At 34.0% G+C, this 25,532-nt stretch carries 29 protein-coding genes and 1 pseudogene; 5 read left to right on the top strand and 25 right to left on the bottom strand.

Translation table 11 applies throughout. From position 1 onward, the window contains the following. Window positions 1-249: 249 nt before the first annotated feature. Window positions 250-699, top strand: coding sequence for an NUDIX hydrolase (locus ACQKNI_RS16405; RefSeq protein ID WP_088230368.1), 450 nt, complete (start codon window positions 250-252; stop codon window positions 697-699). Between the two features lie 35 nt (window positions 700-734). Here ACQKNI_RS16405 and ACQKNI_RS16400 read toward each other — a convergent pair whose 3' ends face one another. The 9 genes and pseudogenes from ACQKNI_RS16400 to asnB form a co-directional block, all read right to left on the bottom strand. Next, entirely contained in the window at window positions 735-1,283 is a 549-nt protein-coding gene (locus ACQKNI_RS16400) for a cysteine hydrolase family protein (protein WP_088230369.1), read from the bottom strand. Between the two features lie 114 nt (window positions 1,284-1,397). Continuing rightward, the gene (locus ACQKNI_RS16395; RefSeq protein WP_240522858.1) at window positions 1,398-1,652 is read right to left on the bottom strand and encodes a hypothetical protein; all 255 of its coding nucleotides are present in this window, start codon (window positions 1,650-1,652) and stop codon (window positions 1,398-1,400) included. Window positions 1,653-1,716: 64 nt separating this feature from the next. Beyond that, window positions 1,717-2,205 carry a hypothetical protein gene (locus ACQKNI_RS16390; RefSeq protein ID WP_088230370.1) on the bottom strand — a complete coding sequence of 163 codons (489 nt, stop codon included), beginning with the start codon at window positions 2,203-2,205 and terminating at the stop codon, window positions 1,717-1,719. Between the two features lie 260 nt (window positions 2,206-2,465). Beyond that, the gene (locus tag ACQKNI_RS16385) at window positions 2,466-3,113 is read right to left on the bottom strand and encodes a nitroreductase family protein (RefSeq protein ID WP_088230371.1); all 648 of its coding nucleotides are present in this window, start codon (window positions 3,111-3,113) and stop codon (window positions 2,466-2,468) included. A gap of 97 nt (window positions 3,114-3,210) precedes the next feature. Continuing rightward, the gene (gene dat, locus ACQKNI_RS16380) at window positions 3,211-4,086 is read right to left on the bottom strand and encodes a D-amino-acid transaminase (protein ID WP_088230372.1); all 876 of its coding nucleotides are present in this window, start codon (window positions 4,084-4,086) and stop codon (window positions 3,211-3,213) included. Between the two features lie 134 nt (window positions 4,087-4,220). Continuing rightward, a pseudogene (locus tag ACQKNI_RS16375) lies at window positions 4,221-4,562 on the bottom strand (ABC transporter substrate-binding protein); the annotation flags it as partial. A 107-nt stretch (window positions 4,563-4,669) separates the two neighbouring features. Then, entirely contained in the window at window positions 4,670-4,999 is a 330-nt protein-coding gene (locus tag ACQKNI_RS16370; RefSeq protein WP_088230373.1) for a hypothetical protein, read from the bottom strand. A 51-nt stretch (window positions 5,000-5,050) separates the two neighbouring features. Next, window positions 5,051-5,410, bottom strand: coding sequence for a GNAT family N-acetyltransferase (locus tag ACQKNI_RS16365; protein WP_088230374.1), 360 nt, complete (start codon window positions 5,408-5,410; stop codon window positions 5,051-5,053). A gap of 93 nt (window positions 5,411-5,503) precedes the next feature. Next, on the bottom strand, window positions 5,504-7,405 hold the full coding sequence (gene asnB / locus ACQKNI_RS16360) for an asparagine synthase (glutamine-hydrolyzing) (protein WP_088230375.1): 1,902 nt from the start codon (window positions 7,403-7,405) through the stop codon (window positions 5,504-5,506). Window positions 7,406-7,622: 217 nt separating this feature from the next. On the opposite strand from asnB, the gene ACQKNI_RS16355 reads away from it, so the two are divergent. After that, entirely contained in the window at window positions 7,623-8,087 is a 465-nt protein-coding gene (locus ACQKNI_RS16355) for an Hsp20/alpha crystallin family protein (RefSeq protein WP_088230376.1), read from the top strand. 34 nt (window positions 8,088-8,121) lie between these two features. Here the strand turns inward: ACQKNI_RS16355 and ACQKNI_RS16350 are convergent, their stop codons facing one another. Further along, a complete protein-coding gene (locus ACQKNI_RS16350) occupies window positions 8,122-8,709 on the bottom strand; it encodes an SCO family protein (protein ID WP_078418580.1) in 588 nt (195 codons plus the stop codon). Window positions 8,710-9,044: 335 nt separating this feature from the next. On the opposite strand from ACQKNI_RS16350, the gene ACQKNI_RS16345 reads away from it, so the two are divergent. Then, a complete protein-coding gene (locus tag ACQKNI_RS16345) occupies window positions 9,045-10,019 on the top strand; it encodes an MBL fold metallo-hydrolase (RefSeq protein ID WP_088230377.1) in 975 nt (324 codons plus the stop codon). A 178-nt stretch (window positions 10,020-10,197) separates the two neighbouring features. Here the strand turns inward: ACQKNI_RS16345 and ACQKNI_RS16340 are convergent, their stop codons facing one another. The 4 genes from ACQKNI_RS16340 to ACQKNI_RS16325 form a co-directional block, all read right to left on the bottom strand. After that, on the bottom strand, window positions 10,198-11,040 hold the full coding sequence (locus tag ACQKNI_RS16340; RefSeq protein ID WP_088230623.1) for a DegV family protein: 843 nt from the start codon (window positions 11,038-11,040) through the stop codon (window positions 10,198-10,200). A gap of 152 nt (window positions 11,041-11,192) precedes the next feature. Further along, entirely contained in the window at window positions 11,193-11,444 is a 252-nt protein-coding gene (locus ACQKNI_RS16335) for a DUF2535 family protein (RefSeq protein WP_000629012.1), read from the bottom strand. Between the two features lie 342 nt (window positions 11,445-11,786). Beyond that, a complete protein-coding gene (gene tatC, locus ACQKNI_RS16330; RefSeq protein WP_088230378.1) occupies window positions 11,787-12,527 on the bottom strand; it encodes a twin-arginine translocase subunit TatC in 741 nt (246 codons plus the stop codon). A gap of 42 nt (window positions 12,528-12,569) precedes the next feature. Then, a complete protein-coding gene (locus ACQKNI_RS16325; protein WP_088230379.1) occupies window positions 12,570-12,755 on the bottom strand; it encodes a twin-arginine translocase TatA/TatE family subunit in 186 nt (61 codons plus the stop codon). A 213-nt stretch (window positions 12,756-12,968) separates the two neighbouring features. Between ACQKNI_RS16325 and trhA the strand changes: the two genes are divergently transcribed. Further along, entirely contained in the window at window positions 12,969-13,625 is a 657-nt protein-coding gene (trhA, locus tag ACQKNI_RS16320) for a PAQR family membrane homeostasis protein TrhA (RefSeq protein ID WP_098252920.1), read from the top strand. A 41-nt stretch (window positions 13,626-13,666) separates the two neighbouring features. On the opposite strand, the gene ACQKNI_RS16315 is transcribed toward trhA, so the two are convergent. The 5 genes from ACQKNI_RS16315 to ACQKNI_RS16295 form a co-directional block, all read right to left on the bottom strand. Continuing rightward, entirely contained in the window at window positions 13,667-14,386 is a 720-nt protein-coding gene (locus ACQKNI_RS16315) for a lysophospholipid acyltransferase family protein (protein ID WP_088230381.1), read from the bottom strand. Between the two features lie 112 nt (window positions 14,387-14,498). Further along, entirely contained in the window at window positions 14,499-15,134 is a 636-nt protein-coding gene (locus ACQKNI_RS16310) for an FMN-dependent NADH-azoreductase (RefSeq protein ID WP_088230382.1), read from the bottom strand. A gap of 241 nt (window positions 15,135-15,375) precedes the next feature. Next, entirely contained in the window at window positions 15,376-17,361 is a 1,986-nt protein-coding gene (gene pbpC / locus ACQKNI_RS16305; protein ID WP_098252921.1) for a penicillin-binding protein 3, read from the bottom strand. A 155-nt stretch (window positions 17,362-17,516) separates the two neighbouring features. Continuing rightward, window positions 17,517-18,005 (bottom strand): dihydrofolate reductase, encoded by a 489-nt coding sequence (locus ACQKNI_RS16300; RefSeq protein WP_088230384.1) that lies wholly within the window; start codon window positions 18,003-18,005, stop codon window positions 17,517-17,519. 19 nt (window positions 18,006-18,024) lie between these two features. Next, complete coding sequence (locus tag ACQKNI_RS16295; protein ID WP_088230385.1) at window positions 18,025-18,981, bottom strand: thymidylate synthase; 957 nt, start codon at window positions 18,979-18,981, stop codon at window positions 18,025-18,027. 198 nt (window positions 18,982-19,179) lie between these two features. Between ACQKNI_RS16295 and ACQKNI_RS16290 the strand changes: the two genes are divergently transcribed. Then, window positions 19,180-20,637 (top strand): serine hydrolase, encoded by a 1,458-nt coding sequence (locus ACQKNI_RS16290; RefSeq protein WP_088230386.1) that lies wholly within the window; start codon window positions 19,180-19,182, stop codon window positions 20,635-20,637. A 51-nt stretch (window positions 20,638-20,688) separates the two neighbouring features. Here the strand turns inward: ACQKNI_RS16290 and ACQKNI_RS16285 are convergent, their stop codons facing one another. From ACQKNI_RS16285 to ACQKNI_RS16260, 6 genes are all read right to left on the bottom strand, one after another. Next, window positions 20,689-21,621, bottom strand: a complete 933-nt coding sequence (locus ACQKNI_RS16285; RefSeq protein ID WP_088230387.1) for an aminoglycoside phosphotransferase family protein — start codon at window positions 21,619-21,621, stop codon at window positions 20,689-20,691. 11 nt (window positions 21,622-21,632) lie between these two features. Then, window positions 21,633-21,893, bottom strand: coding sequence for a topoisomerase IV (locus ACQKNI_RS16280; protein ID WP_088230388.1), 261 nt, complete (start codon window positions 21,891-21,893; stop codon window positions 21,633-21,635). Between the two features lie 95 nt (window positions 21,894-21,988). Then, window positions 21,989-22,624: an HAD family hydrolase gene (locus ACQKNI_RS16275; protein ID WP_140417335.1), complete on the bottom strand. Its 636-nt coding sequence runs from the start codon at window positions 22,622-22,624 to the stop codon at window positions 21,989-21,991. A gap of 108 nt (window positions 22,625-22,732) precedes the next feature. Beyond that, complete coding sequence (locus ACQKNI_RS16270; protein ID WP_088230390.1) at window positions 22,733-23,320, bottom strand: YpjP family protein; 588 nt, start codon at window positions 23,318-23,320, stop codon at window positions 22,733-22,735. Between the two features lie 281 nt (window positions 23,321-23,601). Continuing rightward, complete coding sequence (locus tag ACQKNI_RS16265; RefSeq protein ID WP_098252923.1) at window positions 23,602-24,801, bottom strand: ABC transporter permease; 1,200 nt, start codon at window positions 24,799-24,801, stop codon at window positions 23,602-23,604. Next, entirely contained in the window at window positions 24,794-25,504 is a 711-nt protein-coding gene (locus tag ACQKNI_RS16260; protein ID WP_098356880.1) for an ABC transporter ATP-binding protein, read from the bottom strand. The genes ACQKNI_RS16265 and ACQKNI_RS16260 overlap by 8 nt, the downstream gene beginning before the upstream one ends. Window positions 25,505-25,532: the final 28 nt, after the last annotated feature.

The following is a 25,532-nucleotide window of genomic DNA, read 5'->3' as shown; positions in this document are numbered from 1 at the left end:
ATTTTTTCTAGAAACACCTGTCATTCTGATTCGAAATATCACTTTCTTAACTTATGTATTTTACTTTTCATCCTCATTCCATCTTCAAAAATATTCTCCTTTAATTAAATAGTTCATTAACCAATCTAGATGCCCTTTCCTTTTCACTATAAATATACCCTTTTTAATCGCTAAAAGGAATAAATTCACATGACATCGAATATTTCATTTGGTAATTTAAAATCTTATTATTCGTGGAGGGCACAACCAATGGGATATATTGAAGAACTAAGAGAAGTTGTTGGATCAAGACCACTCAATCTAGCAGGCGTTGCTGTAGCTGTTTTCAATAAACAAGGACAAATACTACTACAACAAAGACGAAATGGTATTTGGGGTGTTCCTGGAGGTTTTGTGGAGCTTGGTGAATCAACAGAAGAAGCAGGAAGACGAGAAATACTTGAAGAAACAGGTATTGAAATTGGTACACTTCAGTTAGTAAGTGTATTTTCAGGTAAAGAATTTTTTGTACAATTACCAAATGGAGATGAGTTTTACCCTATTACAATAGCTTACCTTTGCAAAGACATTACAGGCGGTATGTTAAAAGCTGATGGAGTTGAATCATTACATGTACAATTTTTCGATTTAAATAGGCTACCAGAAAACATTAGTCCGTTCGTAAAAAAACTAATTGAGCAAAATATCGTCTCAATTTAAACGTAAAAAAGAGGCCTTTTTGAAGGCCCCTTTTTTCACTTCACTTCTGCATGTAAGCATGCTTTAAAATGTCCAAGTGCAAATTCATGTCCTTGTGCATTAAAAGATGCAACTGCCTTTTCAAAAACAACAATTTTAAATCCTTTATTATAAGCGTCTACTGCTGTGTGAAGAACGCAAATATCAGTACAAACACCTACAAGATGAACTTCTTCTATCCCTCTTTCTCTAAGCTTCATCTCTAAATCTGTTCCAGCAAATGCGCTGTATCTAGTTTTGTCCATATAATATACATTCTCTGCATTTTTATATGTTTCGTATACATTTTGTAATTCACCATATAAGTCTCTTCCATTCGTACCTGCTATATTATGGGGCGGGAATAACTTCGCTTCTGGATGATGTACATCATTTTCTTCATGCTTATCGATTGCAAAGACAACATAATCTCCATTTTCAATATATTGCTTCGTTATATGTACAAGTTCCTTCTCAATTTCTTGGCCTGGTTTCCCACAAGTTAGGGCACCTTTTTCCGCTACAAAATCATATGTATAATCAATATTTATAAGAGCTCGCTTCATTATTTCTATCTCTCCTTTTCCTGTTTCACAATAAACAATAGAAAATTTGTTATTACGACATCGTATGTACTATTCGACATTTCAAACGAAATACCTACATCCTTCTTGTAAAACTTACCTCAATCCGAGTGTATCGTAAAACAGATAAACAAAGACAAAACATACTGTTCCTATTATCATGTCATGGATTCGATAATTGAACGTCATTTGAATAATCTCTTGTATAGTAAACCATATTACTGACATCATCATACTAATCAAGACGATACGAACAAACCGATTCACATCTTCAACCTCTTTCTCTGTCATAGTAGTAATAAGTGATTTCTTACTACTTATTACTACTAGAAAGCAGAACAAATTATTCACTATTACATCATTCAACCCAAACAAAAAAGCACACTACTTTTTAAGTAATGTACTTTTATTCATATTAAGACGCAGGCTTCGTTTCAAACGTCGCTTGATTAAAACTAACGACCTTTCCTTTCGGGTCATTGTTTTCATACTGAACTGCAGTAATCGTATGACTACCTGTCTCAAGAGTCTTTTCTTTTAATTGTACTGTTGTCTGTGTTGTACTAGTTACTTGATGTTTATCTGCATACACTTGGTCTACAAAAACGAATGTTTCTATATCGTTTTGAAAATTAGACAGTTCTAATTCAACTTGCTGAATTAAAGTATCTTTTTTGATGAATACAGTCGGTATATTACCATTTTCAGAAGTGCCATTTGGTGTAATAACTTTTGCTTTTCCTTCTCCAACTGGCATTACTCCTTCAGGAAATACGACCACATTCTCATCACTTGCATTTACAACTTGTTCTTCCTGATTTGACTGTGCGTCCCCTTTTTCCTTTGGAGCACCACAGCCTACTAATAACAATACAGACAATCCAGCGATTATGAATTTCTTCAAAATTCATCCCCCCGGTAATTTCATTATAATTTATTATACAAAAATAATTTATCAATTTGAAAACTAGTTTTCAAAACTTTCATGAACAAACTTAAGTTTACTCACGATTACTGTACCATACTTTCCTTAATAGAACATTAATTTTTTGTAAGCAATAAATAGAAATTCTTTCTTATTCATCATTTTAGCCCAATTTTGCAACAAAATATCCACAAAAATAAAAAAGACATTGTTATTTCCAATGTCCTTTTATCAATTATTTAATAAACAAATGTTGTAATTTCATCTACTTCTTTTCTTGGAAGTTTCTTCGGCTTATCTTTCGGAAAACCAAGGGAAATAACCATATTTATTTGTTTTTCAGATTCAATTTGTAAATATTTTCGCAGTTCATCTTGCGCTAACAATACCGGCCCTGTCATTGGACAAGTGCCAAGCCCCTTCGCATGTGCTGCTAACATTAAGTTTTGTGCCGCTAAACAGCTACTCTTAATCCCTTCTTCTTCCCAAACTGAATCAGGAACGAAAGCAATTGGATCAAATATCTTTTCACGAAACTTTGATTCATATGGTGTTGCCAAACATACGATTAATACTGGCGCTTCAGAGAAAGCTGTCGCATATGGTCCGAAAGAACGTGTAAGTAATTTCCCTGCTTTCTCTTCTCCATTTTCTGCTGCTTTTGCCGCAAGTTTATGTAATGCATCCCATGTCATTTGTTCAATTTCTTTAATTTTCTCTCGATTCATAATAACCAAGAACTCCCACGTTTGTGAGTTCGTATCGCTCGGTGCGTAACGAGCACAATCAATTATCTCTTTTATATCGCTAATAGATACTTCCTGTTCCGTGAATTTTCTAACACTTCTTCTACCGTGAATTATTTCTTTAAAACCATCATAATTCATACATTAAATCCCCTTTTTACAGCGTTTTCAAAACTTGTCCTATGGTTGAATTATATCATGAAAAAAAGCTGGGGGAATACCAGCTTTTTCTTCATTATTAATTTGTCACTTTAAACAAACTAATACTTTCTTCATATGCAGCTTGTAGTTTTTTCGTAATTGGCCCTCTTTCGCCACTTCCAAACTGTTCCTCGCCAATTTGAACAACCGGGAATATTTCAAGTGGCGTCGCTGTAAAGAAACATTCGTCAGCCTCGTATACTTCCTGTAATGAAAATTCCCGCTCTTCTATCTCTATATGTAACGCTTTCGCTAATGTAATAACATAGTGACGAGTAATGCCGTGTAGAATGAAATTATCAGCTGGATGTGTAATCAATTTATTATTTTTCACGATAAAAAAGTTCGAATGACACCCTTCCGTAACAATACCATCTCGTACTAATATCGCTTCTTGATATCCTTGTTCATTTATTTTATTTTTAATCATGATATTAGGTAACAAGTTTAAAGATTTTATATGACAGAACTTCCATCTTATATCCTCTTCTACTGTTACCTTGATTCCTGCTTCCATTGACGAAATGGGCCTTGGGAACGAAACAATATTTGCAAAATATGTCGGTTGTAAATCTTTTTCATATACATGATTACGTGGTTGTGCTCCTCTTGATATTTGCAAATACACATTCCCATCTTCTTGAAATTGATTTTTTTCAATCATTTGAAGCAATTCTTCTACTAACTCTTCCTTCGTAAACGGTGGAATTAGTTTTATTTCTTCCATTGAATTAAAGAAACGATCCAAATGTAAATCTAATAAATGAGGCTTACCACCGTATAGTCTAAATACCTCATAAATACCCTCACCAAATTGGAAGCCTCGCTCTTCTAACGCAACCATCGGCTGTTCTTCCTTCGTATTTATAATTCTTCCATTAAACAAGATCCAATCTTTATGAGTAACCTTCATTCTTTCCACCCCTTTTATTCATAATTGATTTAATTGTACAACTTATGACAACTCAGTTAAAGGAATTTTCTGTATTTTCCCACCGATAAAAAAGTACATCACTTCGTAAGTGATGCACTTCATCATTCATCTATTTAATTAAGAAAATATTTTTCAATATCATCTAACATAAGGTTTGCAGCTACAATACCGCCTGCTGTATTCCAAATCACTTCATCTACTTGGAATACTTTATTATTTTTAGAAGCTTGCAGTTGCTTAAAGAGTGGATCTTCTGTCCATTCTTTCGCTAATGTATTTCCTTCATCATTCTTATCTGCATCTTTATCAGATGTGAAGTAGAATATGTAATCCCCATCCATATTTGGGATTTGCTCTTTTGTAATTCCTTTTATCGCGAATTCATCTTTATCTTGAAGTAGCGGGCGCTTAAATCCAATATCATTTAAAACAACTCCTGAGAATGAGTTTTTCTGGTCAACTACCCCCACTGAGATGAGGCGTTTCAGTGGGGGCTTGAGTTAGAACACTAGGTCTTTTCGTCTATCGCTAGACAGTTTGACGCTCTAGCATTCATGCCACCTTATGTAAGGCGGTTTCTATCATTTTGCTTTAACCAATTTAAAATAAATATATATGATTGATAGTGAATATAACGTATGCAAAATAAAATAAATAAAAGGGCTATTCCAGCACCACTATACAATAAACCGAACTTTAAAAAAATGTTCAAAAGTGGTGGGAAGTTTGTTATATTTTGTAATGTAACAAGCATACAAAACAAAAGGAAAAATACAGGGACGTATTGTATTTCATATGGTTTTCTTTTCTTATTCATTCTGTTCCGAATGTATTTATGGCTTAGTTCTGCTACTATAAAACATCCTCCAATTAATACAAGACCAGAAGTCATCGTCATACATCCACCTGCCTTATATTTATTTTATCGCATAACTAATCATCGTTATATTTTCTTCACATACATTTCATCTACCTCAATAAAACCAAAGCTCTCTATGAAAGATGTAGCTTGTTCTGTCAATTGCTCTTGTAATACTTTTATCTCTTTTATGCCCCTTTGTTTCATCATTTCTTCAAATGTGAAATACGTATTTGTACCATAACCGTAACCTTGATAATCAAAATGAATAATGAGCTGAGATAAAACCGCACTTTCCTCCTGCACACTATAATCTATTACACCAATATATGTATCATCAACTTTTACACAATACTGTACTTTTTTCTCATCTAAACTATGCGAGCTGAACATTTCTTTAACAACGCTTTCATTTTCTACAGTTACTTTCTCAAACGTAATCATATGTTGTCCATCCTTTTACTATTATTGTATCAATAATACGTTCTATTTATGAAAAAAACCTTAAGATCATCTACGATCTTAAGGTTTTTCTTATTAAACTAAGCTATACGCACGTTTTGTTTCTTCGTGGAACTTATTCGTATCGTATTTATGCTCAACATAAATTTGGTGCCATACCATAAATGCAAGTACAGTCCAAATTTTACGGCTATAATCGCCTTTATCTGCACAATGTGCTTCCAGTAAGTTTAATACATACTGTTTGTCGATTAAATGCTCTGTTTTACTTTCGTTAATAATATTTATAGCCCAGTCATGCATTTCGTCTTTTAACCAGTGACGAATTGGTACTGGGAAGCCAAGCTTTTTACGATCTAACACGTGATCTGGAACGATTCCGCGTGCTGCTTCACGTAAAATAGCTTTCGTAGTTCCGTTAGCAATTTTAAATTCTGTCGGAATTTTAGATGCAACGTCGAATACTTCTTTATCTAAGAATGGTACACGAAGTTCTAATGAGTTTGCCATTGTCATTTTATCAGCTTTTAATAAAATGTCACCGCGTAACCATGTGAACATGTCAATGTATTGCATTTTGCTTACATCATCATAATCTTTAATTTCGTTATACAATGGTTTCGTGATATCCATATAGTTAACACTTTCATCGTAATACTTCATTAATTCAGCTTTCTCTTCTTCACGGAAGATTTTCGCATTTCCATAGTAACGCTCTTCAATTGGCGTACATCCACGCTCTAGGAAGCTCTTACCTTTAAAGCCTTCTTTAAGAGCACCACTTAATGCTTTTAAAACGCTCTTACCTGGGCTAGGAATGTAAGAGAACATTTTTAGTGAGTTTGGCTCACGGTAAATGTTATAGCCACCAAATAGCTCGTCTGCACCTTCACCTGAAAGAACAACTGTTACATATTTACGTGCTTCTTTCGCTACGAAGTACAATGGTACAGCTGCTGGATCTGCTAAAGGATCGTCCATATGCCAAATGATTTTTGGGAACTCATCCATAAATTCTTTTGCCGAAATAAATACGTTATGGTTTTTAACGCCTAATTTTTCAGCAGTTTCTTTTGCAACATCAACTTCGCTGAAACCACGTTGCTCAAAACCAACAGAGAATGTTAATAGATTCGGATTCATTTCTCTTGCAATAGAAGCAATAATAGATGAATCGATACCACCAGAAAGGAATGAACCTACTGGTACATCACTGCGCATATGCACTTTTACTGAATCATATAGCACATCACGAATTGCTTGGATATGCTCCTCTTTCGTTGCGCTTGAAGCGTTGAAATAAGGTTTCCAGTAACGATGGATTTCCATCTCTTTTCCAATTTCTTTCACGAAGTAATGGCCAGGCTCGATTTTATTAACATCAACTGTTAATGTTTCTGGTTCTGGACCATATTGGTACGTAAAGTAATGTTGTAATGACTTTGGATTAACTCCTTTGTCTTCCATTACATGCATAATACTTTTCTTCTCAGATGCGAAGAATGTAGTATCACCTTGTTGCGCGATATATAATGGCTTAATACCGAAGTGGTCACGCGCACCGAATAGTTTCTTTTCTTCACGATCCCAAATCATAAACGCGAACATACCACGAAGGTAATCTACACATTTTTCTTTCATATGTGCATACAATGCAATGATAACTTCTGTATCAGATTGCGTTGCAAAAGTTGCCCCTTTTTCAAGTAACATTTCACGTAATTCTACATAGTTGTAAATTTCACCATTAAAAATAATTACATATCGATCATTTTCATAAGTTAGCGGCTGATGTCCTGCCTCTAAGTCAATGATACTTAAACGGCGGAAGCCAAATTGTACATGTTCATCACGAAAATATCCTTCGTCATCTGGACCGCGGTGGAAAATCATCGTGTTCATATTTTCAAATTGATGTTTTTCTGTTTCTGAAAACTCTCTAGGGTTTTCACATAAACATCCTACAAAACCACACATACTTCTTACCCTCTTTCAGTTTTCATTCTGTCTCTATACTACTATATCAACCCTATTTATACTAGCATAATCAACTGAATATGGCGACCAAAAACTATAAAAAAATCACTCCATTTCACATTTTTAACAATTTTTTATGAAAACATGAAAACTAGGCAATCACCTTTCTCCGCTTTTGTCATATGATATTGCAAATTGATTTCTAGGAGGGAATACCATGAGTGAAGAAAAAAAAGAATCTTCTCGCCCACCGGTTCGCAATTATTTAAAGCAAATTGATGATTTCTTCGAGCAAACACCACTTCGCAGCGTAATCGCTGATTTAAATCATTTTTTCCAAAAAGGAAACCGTTTATTAACATTCCCTGTAGATTTATATGAAGTTGGTGAGGAACTTGTTGTTACAGCTGAACTACCAGGTATACAAAAAGAACAAATTCAAATTGAAATACAAAATGAATACTTAAAAGTCTCTGTAAAAGAAGAGATACTTGAAGAGGCCGAAGAAGAAACATCTCATAACTATTATCGCCGAGAACGTTCCATTTCAGAAGCATCAAGATTGATTAAATTACCGTACTCAATTAATAAAAAAGCAGCGAAAGCTTCGTATCAAAACGGCGTGTTAGAAATTCGAGCACCAAAACTTCCACAGCAGCATGACATTTTATCCATAGACTAATGTAAAAAAAGAAGGGTGCTTTGCACCCTTCTTTTTAATCCGCTAATCGCTTCATATCACGTATAATGTCTTCGTACGGCGTGTTACTAATACCATTATACTTCTTCATCACTTTACCGTTTTGATCAATTAAATAAAATGATGTTCCATGTATAACTTGACCATTCTCTGGTTTATCTACAAGTGATTGGAAATTATCTTTTGAAAACTTTGTAATATCTTCTAACGAATAACCTGTTAACAAGTTCCAGTTACTTGTATCTTCTGTAAACTTTTGAATGAAAGCTTTCAAGTTTTCTGGCTTATCAAGGTCAGGGTCTACGCTAAATGATACAAACTGAACGTCTAATTTCTCTTCCTTCGCCATTTTTTGTAATTTCGCCATATTAGCCGTCATTGGTGGACAAACTGTTTGACAGTTTGTGAACATGAAATCTGCAACCCAAACTTTTCCTTTTAAATCTTTTGTACCAAATGGCTTTCCATCTTGATTTGTGAACTGGAAAGTTTCTAAATCCCAATTTAATGGTTTACGAAGCTTTGAACCCGATCCACTACATCCAGCAAGTACAAAGAGACAAAATACAACCATAAGACCAATTATTTTTTGATAACGCTTCATTTATAAACCTCTTTTCTCTATCCTAAATTTAAATAGGCTATGTTTATCATAACAAAAGAAAACACTACGAGAAAATTGTTTACTTCATTTGTTCACGAAATCGTACGAATTTACGTATGTTACTTCTTTATTTCAAGCGAATTACTAGACAAAATATATTTTTTCACTATTATCTCTCGAAATAGTATTTGCAAAACTAATTTTATTGTTAATTTTGTAAATACATCCCCCTATTTTTTAACAATTCCTTTAACATTAATCCATGTTTTTCGCTGTATTCCTTAACAACATTTCGGTACAATACAAATACAACGATTTTAAATGAGGTGATGTTCATGGCAAAGCGCTATGAAAATATGGATAATGTTAGCACAAAAAAACCAATTCGTTCTTTTTTACGATGGCGTAAAGAACGAAAGCAGAACAAAAAAGATTTTTCTTTCTTAGTAGAACAATCACCCGTTAAACAAAATGCATTTTTGCAAAGTAATATTACAAAAACGACTGTCACATGGATTGGGCATTCCACTTTTCTTATCCAAACGAATGGACTTAATATATTAACAGACCCAGTATGGGCCAATAAATTAAAGCTAGTTCCAAGACTTACAGAACCTGGACTTTCTATAAAAGAATTACCTAAAATTGATATCGTCCTTATTTCACACGGTCATTATGATCATTTAGATTTTTCAACACTTCGTCAGCTAAATGATGATGTTCTATACCTTGTACCTATCGGACTAAAAAAATTATTTACTCGTAAAAAGTTCACACAGGTTGAAGAATACAACTGGTGGGAAAGCATAACCATTCATGAAGTAGCTTTCCACTTCGTCCCTGCACAACACTGGACGAGAAGATCCTTATTTGATATGAACACTTCCCACTGGGGTGGATGGATTATTGATAATACGAACACGACAGAAACCATTTATTATTGCGGTGACAGTGGCTATTTCCAAGGCTTTAAAGAGATTGGTAAGCGATTTTCAATTGATATTGCTCTTATGCCAATTGGCGCTTATGAGCCAGAATGGTTTATGAAAGTATCTCATGTTTCACCCGAAGAGGCAGTGCAAGCTTATTTAGATTTAAAGGCTACGCATTTTATTCCCATGCACTACGGAGCTTTCGCACTCGCAGATGAAACACCTCGTGAGGCAATAACTAGACTTCGAAACAACTGGAATTTACGTATGTTACCATGGGAACAACTGCATGTTCTCTTTTTAGGCCAAACTTTCACTTACAGTAATGTAACAAATGATACACACGTAAATGAAAAAATTGAAACGTTACATGTATAACGGAACTACTTATTTCTTGCACCCATCATATACTATAGAAAATCATAAAGGGTGTTTTCTATGAATGAATATTTGCAGATTCGCTATATCATTAGCGGTAGTGCCTGTATAGCTCTTCTTATTTCTTACGTGCTCTTCACATAAAAAAGCTACTTGAAATATTCAAGTAGCTTTTTTATTACTCTGCTAAATACATAAATCCAATTGCGCCTGGACCTGTATGAGTACTAATAACTGGAGTTGTATAGAATATTTCAGATTGTGCAAATCCACTCGCTTTTTCAATCGCTGCTTTCATACTTTCAGCTAACGGAATTGCTTTTGCATGAGGAATCCCAACAGCTTTCACAACTTTTCCAGCTGTATCTTGCTCAAATAATTTTGTTAACGTCTTTACAATCTGCCCTTGACTACGAACTTTTGTCACTGGATTGTATGCTCCACCATCGAGGTTTGCAATTGGTTTGATATTCAGTAAAGAACCAATAAATGCTTTTCCTTTACCAATACGTCCGCCCTTTACTAAGTTCTCCAATGTATCTACGACTACATATAAGCGAGTGTTTTTTCTCACTTCATCAATTCGGTTTAAAATATCTTCTAGTGAGCGCTCTTCTTTTGCCATTTTCGCTGCTTCAATAACTTGATATGCTAATGCATGGCTAATGAACTGAGAATCAACAACTGTTACTTTTGTATCGGTCATTGATGCAGCACTATTTGCTGTTGCAACAGTACCACTCATTCCACCTGTCATATGGATGGATAATACTTCGCTCCCATCTTCCCCTAGCTTTTCGTACATTTCTACAAATGTACCCATAGCTGGTTGTGATGTTTTTGGTAATTCTTCTGATTTTGCCATCTCTTCAATAAATTCATCTGGTTGTAGATCAACGCGATCTAAATATGTTTGTCCATTTACAGAGATTGATAATGGTAGAACATGAATGTCATACTTCTCAATTACCTCTTGTGATAAATCTGCTGTTGAATCTGTTACAATTTTAATTTTTTGCATATTATATTCTTCCCTTTCCAATACGCTCTCCTTGTTATTATACTAGTATTCCCATTGCTTTCAACAATTTGGAACGAAATTTCATCAAATTAATTATATTTTTATATCTAAAATGAAAAAGACAGAGTTTTTAACCCTGTCCCTCCTCTGTATCATGCATTTTTTTCAAGCGTATTTGTTTTATATACATTTAAATAATCATTCCACTTCAAACAATTTTGTAAATATTCACGGAAAGAATATGAAAATCTTGGGTGCTTTTGTTTTTGAATTTTTGCGATAAATAATTGAAGACGGGACTGAATTAGAAACGATAATGGATGCTGCGCCTGTAGGACGGGGATTTCGAATATTTTAATACAATCCCCTGTTGAATGAGTGAAATAAAAACTTTTCGTAATCACAATATCAATCCTCTTTTTCACTGGATTTTTGAACTTCCTCTACTTTACGCTGTAACACGTTGTTTAAAGTGGAGACTCTCATGAATACAACAGTATCCTTAGACAATCCCTATAGTCCTTATGGTTAGAAGATTTATACACTACTCATCTCCACCTAATCCATCCCCTATCCTAAATACACTTTGAGACGGGAATCTCATTATCCGTAAATTGCTTAATACATTCAGTATAAACGTATAAAAGCGCAAAGTTTGTCTAAATTTTGGAGATTCTATAATTTTTTTCTTCTTTATATTGTATACGTTTATAGCTATAGTATAACAACTAAATAAAAAAGTGCCTTTATAACGAGGCACTTTTCGAATGCATTTCTTCTCTTTTCTGTTTTCGCTTACTAACAATCTTTGATAACGCGATGCTAATTTCATAAATACAAATAAGCGGTACCGCTACTAAACTATGTGATAAAAAATCTGGTGGCGATATACACGATGCGATTATTATCAAAGCTACATAAGCATATCTTCTTATTTTCACAAGAAATTCTGCTGTTAAAAGTCCGATACTTGTTAAAAACATTACCACTACAGGCAATTCAAAAATTACAGCAAATGGTACTGTTAAATTAAGTACAAAATGAAAATATTTTTCTGTAGTAAACATCGTATTAAACATTTCATTACCTATCGTAGTTAAAAAATGAAATAAAAACGGCATTACAACGAAATATCCAAAACATAAACCTAAAATAAACAATATAGACAATACCGGTATATACATCACTGTCATCTTTTGTTCATTTGGATGTAAACCTGGTTTTACAAATAACCAAATTTGTATAGCAGCAAAAGGAATTGTACAAACGATAGCAAATACTGTAGCAATCGAGAAAAAAATCCACAATACATCACTCGGTCCCAGAACTGTTAACTTCATCGGCAAATCTTTTACGAGCCAAAAATATATATCCTTCGTAAAAGCAAATCCAATAATTAAAAATAATACAAATGATAAGACTGTATATATTACTCGTTTACGAAGCTCAACAATATGTTCTACTACGCTCATTTCTTGATCTTCCATCTCGTTCACCACACTTTATTTATCCATTACAAGGAAAATTCATTACATTTTTTCTTTCTTTTCCTTCTCTTGAAATGCATCATCTGTCAATTCTCTCGTTGATTTTTTAAACTCTTTTAACGTTTCCCCTAAAGCCTTCCCGATTTCCGGCAATTTTTTAGGTCCAAATAAAATGAGTACAGCTACTAAAATTAAAATTAACCCTGGAAAGCCAATATTTGAAAACATTTCCCCATCCCCTTTATTAGTAGATTCCTTGTCCTACTATTACATAATTTTATTTTGTCAAAAAAGTTTGAAAACGTCAACAAATCCATTGCCTTTTGTCAAAAAAATTCAAAAATATAATCAATTATACAAATTTCATTTTCTATTGTCCTTGTGTATGATATGGTAAGGGAAACGACATATTATTTTATAATAGTAGAAAGGATTTGCATTATGACTAAAAAAATGACACGAATGACGCAATTTGTGAAAGAAGAAATTGCAAATGCAATTACACATGGTATCGGTGCCATTTTAAGCATCCCTGCCTTAATTATATTGATTATTCATGCTTCAAAGCATGGTACCGCATCTGCTGTATTTGCATTTACGGTTTATGGTGTAAGCATGTTTTTACTGTACTTGTTTTCAACATTGTTACATAGCATTCACCATCCAAGGGTAGAAAAATTGTTTACTATTTTAGATCACTCAGCCATTTATTTATTAATCGCTGGCACGTATACTCCTTTTTTACTTATTACGCTTCGTGGACCATTAGGCTGGACGTTACTTGCTATTATATGGACACTAGCAATCGGAGGTATCATCTTCAAAATTTTCTTTGTACGTCGCTTTATTAAGGCATCAACATTATGTTATGTCATAATGGGATGGCTCATAATCGTTGCTATTAAACCACTTTATGAAAATCTAACTGGACATGGTTTTTCACTACTGTTAGCGGGCGGAATTTTATATTCTGTAGGGGCTATATTCTTTCTTTGGGAAAAGTTGCCTTTCAATCATGCCATTTGGCATCTTTTCGTTTTAGGTGGTAGTGCAATGATGTTTTTCTGCGTACTCTTTTATGTCTTACCTACAGCGTAATAAAAAAGGTTTCAGCTTTATGTAAGCTGAAACCTTTTTTACTACTTATGTAATTGTGATGCGATAACATCCTGTGTATGCTTCGTTAACTCTTTAATATCCATATTCGCATACTCTTCAGGCGTAATTGGCTTAGAAATCGTTACGGTTGCATGCGCTCGTTTCATGCGATTTCCATTCGCTTCAAACATTTTATATGTCCCATCCAACGTTACAGGTAAGATTGCTACACCAGATTTTACTGCAAGGTGAAAACTACCAGCTTTAAACTCTCCTATTTCGCCGCCCTTACTTCTCGTTCCTTCTGGAAAAATTACGATAGAATGTCCGTTCTTTAATAACTCGATTCCATCTTTAATTGCTTTAAGAGATTGACGACGATCATTACGATCCATAAATACACAATTCATAAGTTCCATCCAAGTTGGTACAACTGGAAACTTCTTAATCTCTGCCTTTGAAACAAATCCAATTGGCTTATTTAAGTAACCTAGTAAAACAGGAATATCCATATTACTTTGATGATTACTTACAACGAGTACTGGCTTGTCTTTCGGGACATTTTCAAGTCCTTTTACTTCTACTGCCCCTCCAGCTACACGTACCATTTTCTTACCAAACCAGTTTGTTGTTTTATACACAACACTATCTTTTTCTTGCGGTGACATCGTACTTACTTGTTTTTTAAGACGCCACATTCTCGGTGTAATCGCAATTACGATTAAAATTAAATAAAAGATTTTAAAAAACGTTTGAATCATACAGAACCCCCACCTATTATCATTCCGACCTTCATTATACTAGACAAACGAAGGAAAAAGAAGAAAAAATGTCCAAACAGCAAGTGCTTGGACATTTTTTAAGTATTCTATATTAGAAACGTTTTGCTAATTCACGCGCATTAGCAATTGCTACTTCTTTAATTTCTTGTGCTTTTTCAGGGTTTGCATTCATACCTTCAACCGCAATATATTCAGTATCATTTACACCGATGAACCCTAATACTGTTTTTAAGTGATTGCGACCGAAATCTACAGCTGCGTATGCTCCTTCAGAATAAACGCCGCCTGTAGCTTGAATGTGAAGTGCTTTTTTACCTTCTAATAAGCCAACTGGACCGTTTTCAGTATATTTGAATGTTTTACCTGCGATTGCTACGTTATCTAAGTATGCTTTTACTACTGGTGGGTAGCTAAAGTTCCACATTGGAGTTACGAATACATAACGATCTGCATGCATAAATGTTTCTAAGTTTGTGTTCATTGCTGCAACTTTTTGTTGTTGAGCTTCAGTTAAAGTTTCAAAGCCTTCACCTGCTGCAAATTTACCCCAAGCAGCGAATACATCTGCATCGATTGCTGGTACTGTAGTGTTGAATAAATCAATTGTTACTACTTCGTCTTGTGGATGCTCATTTTTATACGCTTCGATGAAAGCTTCTCCTACTGCCATTCCGAAAGAACCTTCTGCTGAATTTGGATTTGCTGTAATAAATAGTACTTTTGTCATTGTATTCTCTCCCTTTTTTCATTTTATTTTTAATTCGAGAATTATAATTTATAAGTAAATAACTTACCTTATGTAAGTATAATACAAAAAGTTATACTCTATGTCAATGAAAAAATAGCTACTTTTTTTTCGTAAGTTAATAATTTATGGAGTTTCATTTTACTTTTGTATATAAACATTAAGATTTTAACCAAATAAAAAACTACCCCCATATTCCATTGGAGGTAGTTTCTATCAATTTCTATTTTTGAAAAACATGTTTTACTTTTTCTGCAGGAATATTACTTCCGCCTCTACCTTTTACATCTTCGATCATCATTGTAATGACCATATCCGGCGCATTCAAATCAAATGCAGCGAACCAGCCTAGTTCTTTTCCCTCGGCCTCTTTTGATACTTTCAATTCCGCTGTACCTGTTTTTCCAGCAAGCGTCTTACCGTCAATTTTAGCAATTTTCCCTGTTCCATCTGGATCATTAATTACTTTAGTCAAAGCAGTTTTTAATATATCTTGATTGCCTTTTGAAATTACATTCTCTTTCCAAACTTTTGGTTGCTTATCTGTTTTAATAATATATGGAGAAGGTATGTTTCCGTCATTAACAATTGGTGCGTACGTTAATGCTAGATGGAGTGGCGTCATTAATACTTCTCCTTGTCCATATCCTGTATCTGCCATTTGAATATCATTTTTTATACCATCATTTGCGATTTTAGAAGCTGGGAATCCATATTCAATTGGTAATTTCTCATCGAATCCGAATTTTTTCGCTTCACTCATAAATTTATCTGTTCCGATTTTCAAAGCTTCTTGTGCGAAATAAATATTGTCCGAGTATTTCATCGCCTTATCAAAATCAATCGGATTTGCATCTTTTACACGTGTTACATAATAATTACCCCAAGAAGAATCTTTTGTCCATTTCAATCCTTCAATTTTCAATTCTTCTTTCGGATCAATTGTTTTCGTTTCAAGACCAATTGCACCTGTAATAGGTTTAAACACCGAACCTGGAACTGATAATTGTGTAAATCGATTCGTCATCGGTTTTTTCGGATCATTATTCCAAGCTTCGCGTTGTGCTTTCGAAGTTCCTCGTGCAATAATATTAGGATCATATGCTGGACTACTTACAAGTGCAATCGTTTCTCCGCTTTTCGGATTAATTGCAGCACTAGATCCAGCCTCTCCTTTCATCTCATTATAAATTTTTTCTTGAGTAGCACTATCAATGGTTAAAGTTACATTTTCTCCATCAACAGCATCTGTTTTCGCTAAATTTTTTATTTCTTTTCCTTGCGCATCTTCCATGAAGACACGGCCACCTTTTTTACCACGCAGCTTTGCTTCCAACACTTGCTCTAATCCAGCCTTACCAACTGGCTCATCAGCTTGATAGCCTTTCTTTTGTAGCGTTTTTAAATCTTCAGCATTTACCTTTCCAATATAACCAGTTAAATGAGCTGCAGCTTCCCCTAACGGATATGTACGAACATTTACAGGTTTTGTTGAAACGCCTGGTAAATCGATGTATGTATTTTGCGTTGCCCCTTCAGGTAATATTCCAATTGGTACGAGATAATTTGGTTTTACCCATTTAGCAGCTAGTTTTTGATCAATTTCTTCTACAGACATATTTAACAACTTCGCTACTGTTTCTTTCGTTTGTGGAGCAGTATCGCCTAATTTTTCTGGAACTATTCCAATTTCAGAAGCTTTCCCATTCGTCGCAAGACCTTTTCCGTTACGATCGTAAATTTCTCCACGTTTCGGCTCTGTTGTTTGCATACGCACTTTACTATCTTTTGTCATGCCTGGGAATATAAAATCAGGAGTCCAATCTATTTTCCAAGATTCTTTATCTCCATCTTTTTCTTTCACCATTTTCGCTTCTTGCCCAAAAGTAATTTTGCCACCAACTGTATCCATACTTACTTTAAAAGGAACAGGACCTTGATCTTTTTTATCTTCTTTTACTTCTCCTGTTTCTACTTTTAAGTTCTTCACTTCAATACCAGAATAAATTTTTTCATATTTCTCAGTGAACTCTTTCTTTGAAATATCTTTTTTTGCATTTTCTGATAATTGATCATACATATCTGCAAACTTTTGTTTATTCCATGCTTTTGCATATGTATCAAACGCTTCTTGTGGTTTTTCTTCTTTACCGCATCCGACTAACATGAATGTTAAGCAAAGAAAAAGAATCCCCCATATCTTTTTCAATCGATTCTCCTCCTCTTTCTATACTAGTACTTTGAAAATTTCAGCATTTTTTACATGCTATCTTTTATTATAGCACTATCGAATCTCATCTATAAACTTATATTCATGAATACAAATAAAAAGATTGATATGAATTTTCACATCAATCTTTTTGATTACTGTTGTTTCTCATATACATGGTAATAATACGTATACGGATTTTTTTCATCCGTTAAGCCTTTCTCTACAAAAACCTCTTTCCAATTTGCCATATCCATTTCTGGGAAGAATGTATCTCCTTCAAATGCATAGTGGATTTTTGTTATATATAACTTGTCTACATAAGGTAAAAAGAGATCATAAATTTGCGCTCCACCAAAAATAAAAATCTCTTCTTCATTTTTACATAGTTCGAATACTTCTTCTACAGAATGAGCAACTTCACAACCTTCAACATAATACCCTTCATTACGAGTTACAATAATATTACGTCTTCCAGGCAACGGTCTACCAATCGCTTCATAGTTCTTTCTTCCCATAATAAGCGGGTGACCCATCGTCGTTTTCTTCACGTATTGTAGTTCACTCGGTAAACGCCAAGGTAAGTTATTATCTTTACCAATTACTCTATTTTCGTCCATTGCGACCATAAATGAAACAATCATCTTTTCATCTCCTCTACAATTACACTGCAACCGGTGCTTTAATTGCTGGATGCGGATCATATCCTTCAATCGTTAAATCTTCCATTTCAAAATCAAACACAGATTTTACATCTGGATTTAATGTAAGTTTCGGGAATGGACGTGGTTCACGTGCCAATTGCTTTTCTACTTGTTCAAAATGATTCGTATAAATATGTGCATCTCCAATTGTATGGACAAATTCTCCTACTTCAAGACCACATTCATGTGCAATTAAATGCGTTAATAGTGAATAACTTGCGATGTTAAATGGAATTCCAAGGAATATGTCACCACTTCTTTGATATAACTGACAAGAAAGCTTTCCATCGGCTACATAAAACTGGAATAGCGTATGACAAGGTGGCAATGCCATACTTGGTACATCTTCTGGATTCCAAGCAGAAACAATTAAGCGACGTGAATCAGGCGTTTTCTTAATCATATCAATTACATCTTTTAGTTGATCAAGTGTTTCACCAGCTGTCGTTTTCCAAGCACGCCATTGTTTCCCGTATACGTCTCCTAAATATCCAAATGTCTTTGAGAATGCATCGTCTTCTAAAACGTTCTTTTTAAACAATTCCATTTGCTCATCATATTGCAATTTAAACTCTTCATCTTGTTGTGAACGAAGACCGAAATCTGTCATATCAGGGCCAGTATACTCATCACTTTCTACCCAGCTCTTAAACGCCCATTCATTCCAAATATTATTATTATGTTGCAATAAATAACGAATATTTGTATCACCTTTCATAAACCAAAGTAGTTCACTTGCTACAAGGCGGAATGGTACTCTCTTTGTCGTTAATAAAGGAAATCCTTTACTAAGATCAAATCGCATTTGATATCCAAATACAGATACAGTTCCTGTCCCTGTACGATCTTCTTTCTTCGTACCGTTCTCCATTACATGACGGCATAAATTTAAATATTCATATTCAGCATGTTTCATATGTAGAAAAACCTTCTTTCAATCTTATATGCAATTTATCATAACATGAAAAACCATAAATTTAATAATCCTAATTAATAAAATTTATTGCAGTAATTCTTACAAAATTATTAACTTTCCATATTTAAAAAGGTTTTCATTTTCTATTACCGAAAGTATAGTGCGGTAGAACAAAATTTATATTTGGAGGTTAGAAGTATGTCTAAAATTGAAACTCCTGTTATGACTTCTTTACAAACAACAGTCGAAAAAATGATGAAAGACTTAAAAGTTCCTGGTACTGCTGTAGCTGTTATAAAAGATGGTAAAGTTATTATTTCAGAAGGTTTTGGCTATCGAAATATAAAAACAAAAGAGCCTGTTACACCAAATACTTTATTCGCAATCGGTTCCTCAACGAAAGCTTTTGGTACACTCTCATTAAGCTTATTATCACAACAAAAAAAGTTTAATTGGGATACTCCTGTCCAGTCTTATATACCTAACTTCTCTTTATCTGACATACTAGCTAGTTCACAAGTTACAGGGCGTGATTTAGCTTCCCACCGCACTGGAGTAAGTCGTCACGATGCCCTCTGGTACAGTTCTTCTTTAACTCGTAAAGATTTAGTAGAAAAAATAAAACATTTATCACTTGATGCCCCGTTCCGCACAGCATTTCTTTATAACAACTTAATGTATGCGACAATTAGCTATGTTGTAGAAAACATTACGAATCAAACATGGGAACAATACGCTACAGAACATATTTTAGAGCCGTTACATATGAGGCATACAAACTTCTCTATTACAGATTCACAACATACAGATGATTACGCATTACCTTACGCTGAAGAAAATGGTGAAATAAAAGAAATACCATTCCGAAATATCGATACAGTTGGAGCTGCCGGATGTATTAACTCTACCATTGAAGATATGGCAAAATGGGTCCTTCTTCATTTGAACGAAGGAAAAATAGAAAATCATGATTTAATTTCTACTGAACTACTCCAAGAAATGTATACACCGCATACACCAATCCCAGATCAGCCAATGCTAGCAACAAGTGAATCACCAGTAAACAGCTACGGATTAGGCTGGTTTATTAGCGCTTACCGCGGTTATAAACTTATTCATCATGGTGGTAATATTGATGGATTTTCTGCACTCGCATCATTTATGCCAAACGAAAAGATCGGTATTATTGTACTAACAAATTCCGGGCAAACTTTACTCCCTACTTACATTACAAAACATATATATGACGAACTTCTCGGACTAGAATATATCAACTGGCATGAACGTGCTGTAGAAGATAGTGAAAAAATGAGAGAAATGATGAAAGAGACATTGGAATCACTTCCTGAAGCAATAAATGGGACTACACCTTCTCACAAATTAGAGGACTACTCTGGTACTTTTGAACATCCTGCTTATGGAACATTACAAGTATACAAACGAGATGAATCGCTATACGTACAATTTATGGAGATGGAGATTCCATTGCAGCATCATCACTACGACATTTTCTCTGCACCAATCGACTTATTCCAAATGAAAATGAGCCTATTATTTGCTTATGAAATGAATGTAAGTGGTGAATTCCCATCCCTTCAGTTGCATGTACCTGCTATGTTAAGTACACAGCCACTTACCTTTAAGAAAATCAAATAATTATTTTACTAGAATCAAAAAAGTAGGTGTGTTATCTCACACCTACTTTTCTTATTTTTCATTTATTATTTCACTATCAAACCAAATTGGCTTCGACAGTTCAAAATTTTTATGATCTTCTAACACAATAGTAAGACGCTCTAACATATCCTCTAACATATGTGGTGCTGCTCGTAAACACCAAACAACTGAAGAGAAAACCGTCATTCCAACGTACATTGCATATAACCGCCAAAACTCTTCTGGTATTTTCCCATTATAATAGCCTACTATTTGCCCGATGGAATACGTGATACTAATATCCCTTGCAAATAGTGCAATTTTTACGAAATCATGAAGTGGGTCGCCCCAATCATAGCCATTAAAATCAACAACACCTACATATTTCGCATCACGTACAATTATATTCTCTAAATGAAAATCATCGTGTTGAAAACGATTTGGGCGGTTTTGTAAATACATTTCATTTTCATCGATAAACTTAATGATTTTATCATCATTTTTAATTTTTATTCCGCATGTTTTGTATGACTCTAAATATTTTCTATGTTTTTTCATTGCTCTTTCATACCATGGAAGTATATTTTTAGGAGCTTCATATGTATGCATTTTTGCTAAATCTTTTCCTGCTTCTATACCAATCTCAAATTGTTCTTTTGGCGTATATGTAGGCAACAGTTTCTTCGCATCCTCTCCTTCTAAATAGGAAAAAATACTATAGCATAAACCTTCCTCTTCCAACAAACCGATTTCAATTGGCTTTTGTGCTTGCACACTACGATTTTTCATTTCATATAAAATTTGAAACTCTATTTTCTTTCTTTCATACTCTTTTATATCACCTGTTCGTAGCAAATATTTTTTATCATCAGTAATCGTAATAATGTATTTTTTATCAGGAGAGAAACCTTTCGCAATTTCTTCAACATTTACTGCATCTTTTACTATTTCTATACTGTTTCTCCACCCTGTAATTGTCTTCATATATTGTCCCCTTACATTTCTGTATTGGGCGTATACGCTACTTCTACAATAAATCCATTTGGATCGTAAAAGTCGATTGTATAGTACCCATCTGAATAATGATTCATTTCAATCGGACCACGTATTACTTTCACTTTCGTACTAAAAAGAAACTCTGCTACTTCATCAACTACACCTCTATGAATAGCTTGATAACAAATATGTCTTGGTCCTAAAGTATTTACAATCTCCTCCTCTACTTCTTTAAAATAAATTTCACTTTCTCCATCCAATTATTGGAAACAACATATCATAAAAAGAAATGGACTCCTCTAAATCCTTTACCAAAAATTCAATATGATGAATACCATCTCGAAATGTATTCATTTTAAGAATGCGCCCCCTGTACTACTTGCACAATTTCCATCGGTGTATGAACCATATAATCCGGTGCATCTTTTTTTACTGTTTCAATGACATCATACCCCCAAGATACCCAAATTACATTCACACCAGCCTTTTTACACGCTGCTACATCTCTCTGCTCATCACCAACGTATAACATATCTTGCTCTGTTATTTTTTTTGATTTTAAAAATCTTTTTATCATTTTATCTTTACCGAATAAATTTTTAGAACAATACACTTCTTTAATATTTTCTATTCCATTGTTGTGTAAAAATGCCCGAATATGCTCTTCTGAGTTCGATGATATGACTGCAATCCCGTATCCCTTTTTATGTAATTCATCTAATACATCCTTCATCCCATGGAACAAAACGAGATCTTTTATAGCGGGTTGATATAATTTATAAAACTCTAACGCTAAAATAGGAAGCTTATACAGTGGTACATCAAGCTTTTTACATCTCTCAGACATAGTCAATTTTCGTAAAGGCTCAATTTCTTCTTCACTAACGGTCTTATAGCCATGCTTTTCAGCAAGTTGATTATAAATCGGAACAAATATATTTTGTGAATCTACTAATGTGCCGTCAAAATCAAAAACAATATATTTTTGCATCCCCATACTCCCTTTATTTCTTTTTTTCCTAAACCTCTGTTATTCAACAACATTGTTGCCTTACCCTTCTATAAGCATAAAAAAAAACAAGATTTTCTCTTGTTCTTTTTAAGAAAGCCATTTTGGCGGTACATTCGTATTCCAATAAATATTTCCTAACTCATGATGCCCATTGTATCCATCATCAAAACGATGATAATGGAAATTAAAATAATAACCATCTTGCGGTGGATGATCTCTTCTTACATGAAATCGCAGTAAGTCATTTCCTGATTTCGTATCATAAACGTGAAAAATCTTTTCATTATTCCCACCAGCTGGTCTTTGAGAAATCGCTAACGATTGTAACGATTCTTCTGGTACATCATTTGCCAATTCAGCAATTGCCTCTTCAATTTTTGGTAATATTACATCTTTAAACTCATCTTCAATTACTGGACCAATTTTAGTACCAAACTTTTGCATCGACTGCTTCTCTGCTTCTTGCATTGCATAAGTAATAAAAGTATCGGTGGTTAACCTGTCATTCGTTTCTTCATATGTATAGGACGTACTCTCCAAATTTTGTTGCCTAGCTGTGCTCGTAGGCTTGTCCGCAGCTTTGGCATTATCAAGCAATATGGAAGGAGGCGTCACTAAACCAAATGTAAGTACGGTAATTAATGCAACTAAGGTTTTTCTAAACCAATTTGGCATTTATGTTCCCTCCCCTTTCACTCATTATATTTTATATAACGGTTGTTTCTTCTATTATACAAAATGATTGTAATTTTTGCACTTTACAATTTTGTTAACGTTCACACATTTTTCACTTGAATATGAAATTGTAAGATTTCATACACTATATATAACAACAATGAGGAGGCAACCTGATGACTTTAGATGTCATGTATTCCGCCGCAAGCATACTCGTTTTAGTGTATTTTATTTATCAATGTGTTACAGACTAGAAAAAGAGCCATTTTTAGGCTCTTTTTCTATGGTAAAAATACAATCCAACCCATCAATAATATAAAAAGAATCCCGGTGATTACAGCTGGCAATAAATAAAAATAAGAAAATATAACGATTCCATATAAAAGTATTGCTGGAAGTAATAAATAACGATTCGCCTTCCATCTTAACAAAAGTAACTTCCCTTCTTCACAATATAAGTGAAGAAACATTTTTTGCGTAAACTCATTCCAATAATCACGTGCATAGCGAGAGATTGCAAATAAAGCGAATACGAGAATAATAGCTGCAATCCACCTCGGACTCATAATAATACTTACCGTGCTTATACATACAATTTGAACATAAAACATTCGTGTACTACTTGTACGGAAAAATTCTTTCAAAAAAGATTCAACAATACGAGAATCGGCTTTCTTTCCTAAAAACCTTTTAGAACGTGGAAACATCCACGGTTTTTTATTCGAACTACTCGGCTTAGCAGCATGACCACCAACTTGCATAATCCCGCTCGTCCAGCGCATACTTTCTTCTTTTTCTTTTTCGACTTCTTTATAAAAGTGATTTTTATAATTCATCTTCTCTTTTACTAATACAATAATTAAAGAAATTGCTAGACTGATACATAGAATTGAATAAAATGGATTTTTATAAATAAAAAATAAACTAACTCCCAAAAAGGATACGCTTATAGAAAATATTACATTTTTTACAATCCATAAAACCCATCGTTTCCCAACACGTACATGAATAAATCTCGTCAACAACGACAACAAAAATCGAAATACAGTAAAGAATACCCAAAATAATACGATTTGTATCTCTGTTACTTTGATGCCTTTTATCAACACTGGTAACATAATAACGACTACTATTACATTCGTTATCGCTATTCGAACAAATGTGTAAATCATGCCATACTGAACTAATTTTTGCATATGAGCTGGATACGAAATTAAAAATAAACTATCTGCTTGTTCAAAAAATGAGCGAACTCCTCTCGAATATGTTACAAGATAAAATATGAGTAACCCTAATCCGAAGTATATCGTCTCTTCCATCGATAATTCATGTATCCATAGTGACCGATAATAGATTCCCATAAATATAAATGCTGGAATAATAATATATAAGGCAACTGTCCAATCTGTTACCGAACGTATAGACTTCCATTTCCGCTCAAGTTCATGGCACAATCTTTTATAAAACTGTTGTTTAATCATGTTGTTCACGCCTTACAATTGCATCAAAGCAGTCTAATAATGGACTCTCCGGCATTTCAGCTAATGTTTGAATCGAATGTAAATTTCCATCTGCTATTAACGTTCCTTGCGAAATAAGCAAAAATCTCTCACAAATTCTTTCAGCGGTATCTAATACGTGCGTACAGAGTAAAATCCCTGCCCCGCGTTCTTTCTCTTTATATAGATAACTTAAAAATTCTTTTGTAGCTACTGGATCTAAGCCGATAAAAGGTTCGTCAATTATATAAAAATCTGGTTCCGTTAAAAACGCCAATATGAGCATTGATTTTTGTTTCATACCTTTTGAAAACTTTGATAAATACTCATGCTTATGCTTATCCATTCGAAATGTATGTAATAATTGCTCCGCCCGTTCTTCCCAGCTTCCAATTTCACTTCTACGAGCTGCCATTAATAATTCAATATGCTCCCAAAGCGTCAAATAATCATAATATGTTGGATGTTCTGGTACGTATGCATAAGAATTTTTCTTTTTGCCAAATGATATTTCACCATTCATATTTACAAGTAATCCGAGCATCGTTTTAATCGTCGTACTTTTCCCGGCACCATTTGCGCCAATAAGAGCAACTAACTCACCCTTTTCGATGGAAAAAGCAATATCATGAATTGTTTTTTCGCCTACTTCATATCCAGCAGAGCGGATATTTACTTTTAACATACATTCCCCTTCTTTCCATTTTCAATAC

Source organism: Bacillus sp. NPDC094064 (assembly GCF_050279585.1).
Taxonomy (GTDB): Bacteria; Bacillota; Bacilli; order Bacillales; family Bacillaceae_G; genus Bacillus_A.
Note: the sequence above shows the minus strand (reverse complement) of the source record. Positions and strands in the feature narration are given on the sequence as shown.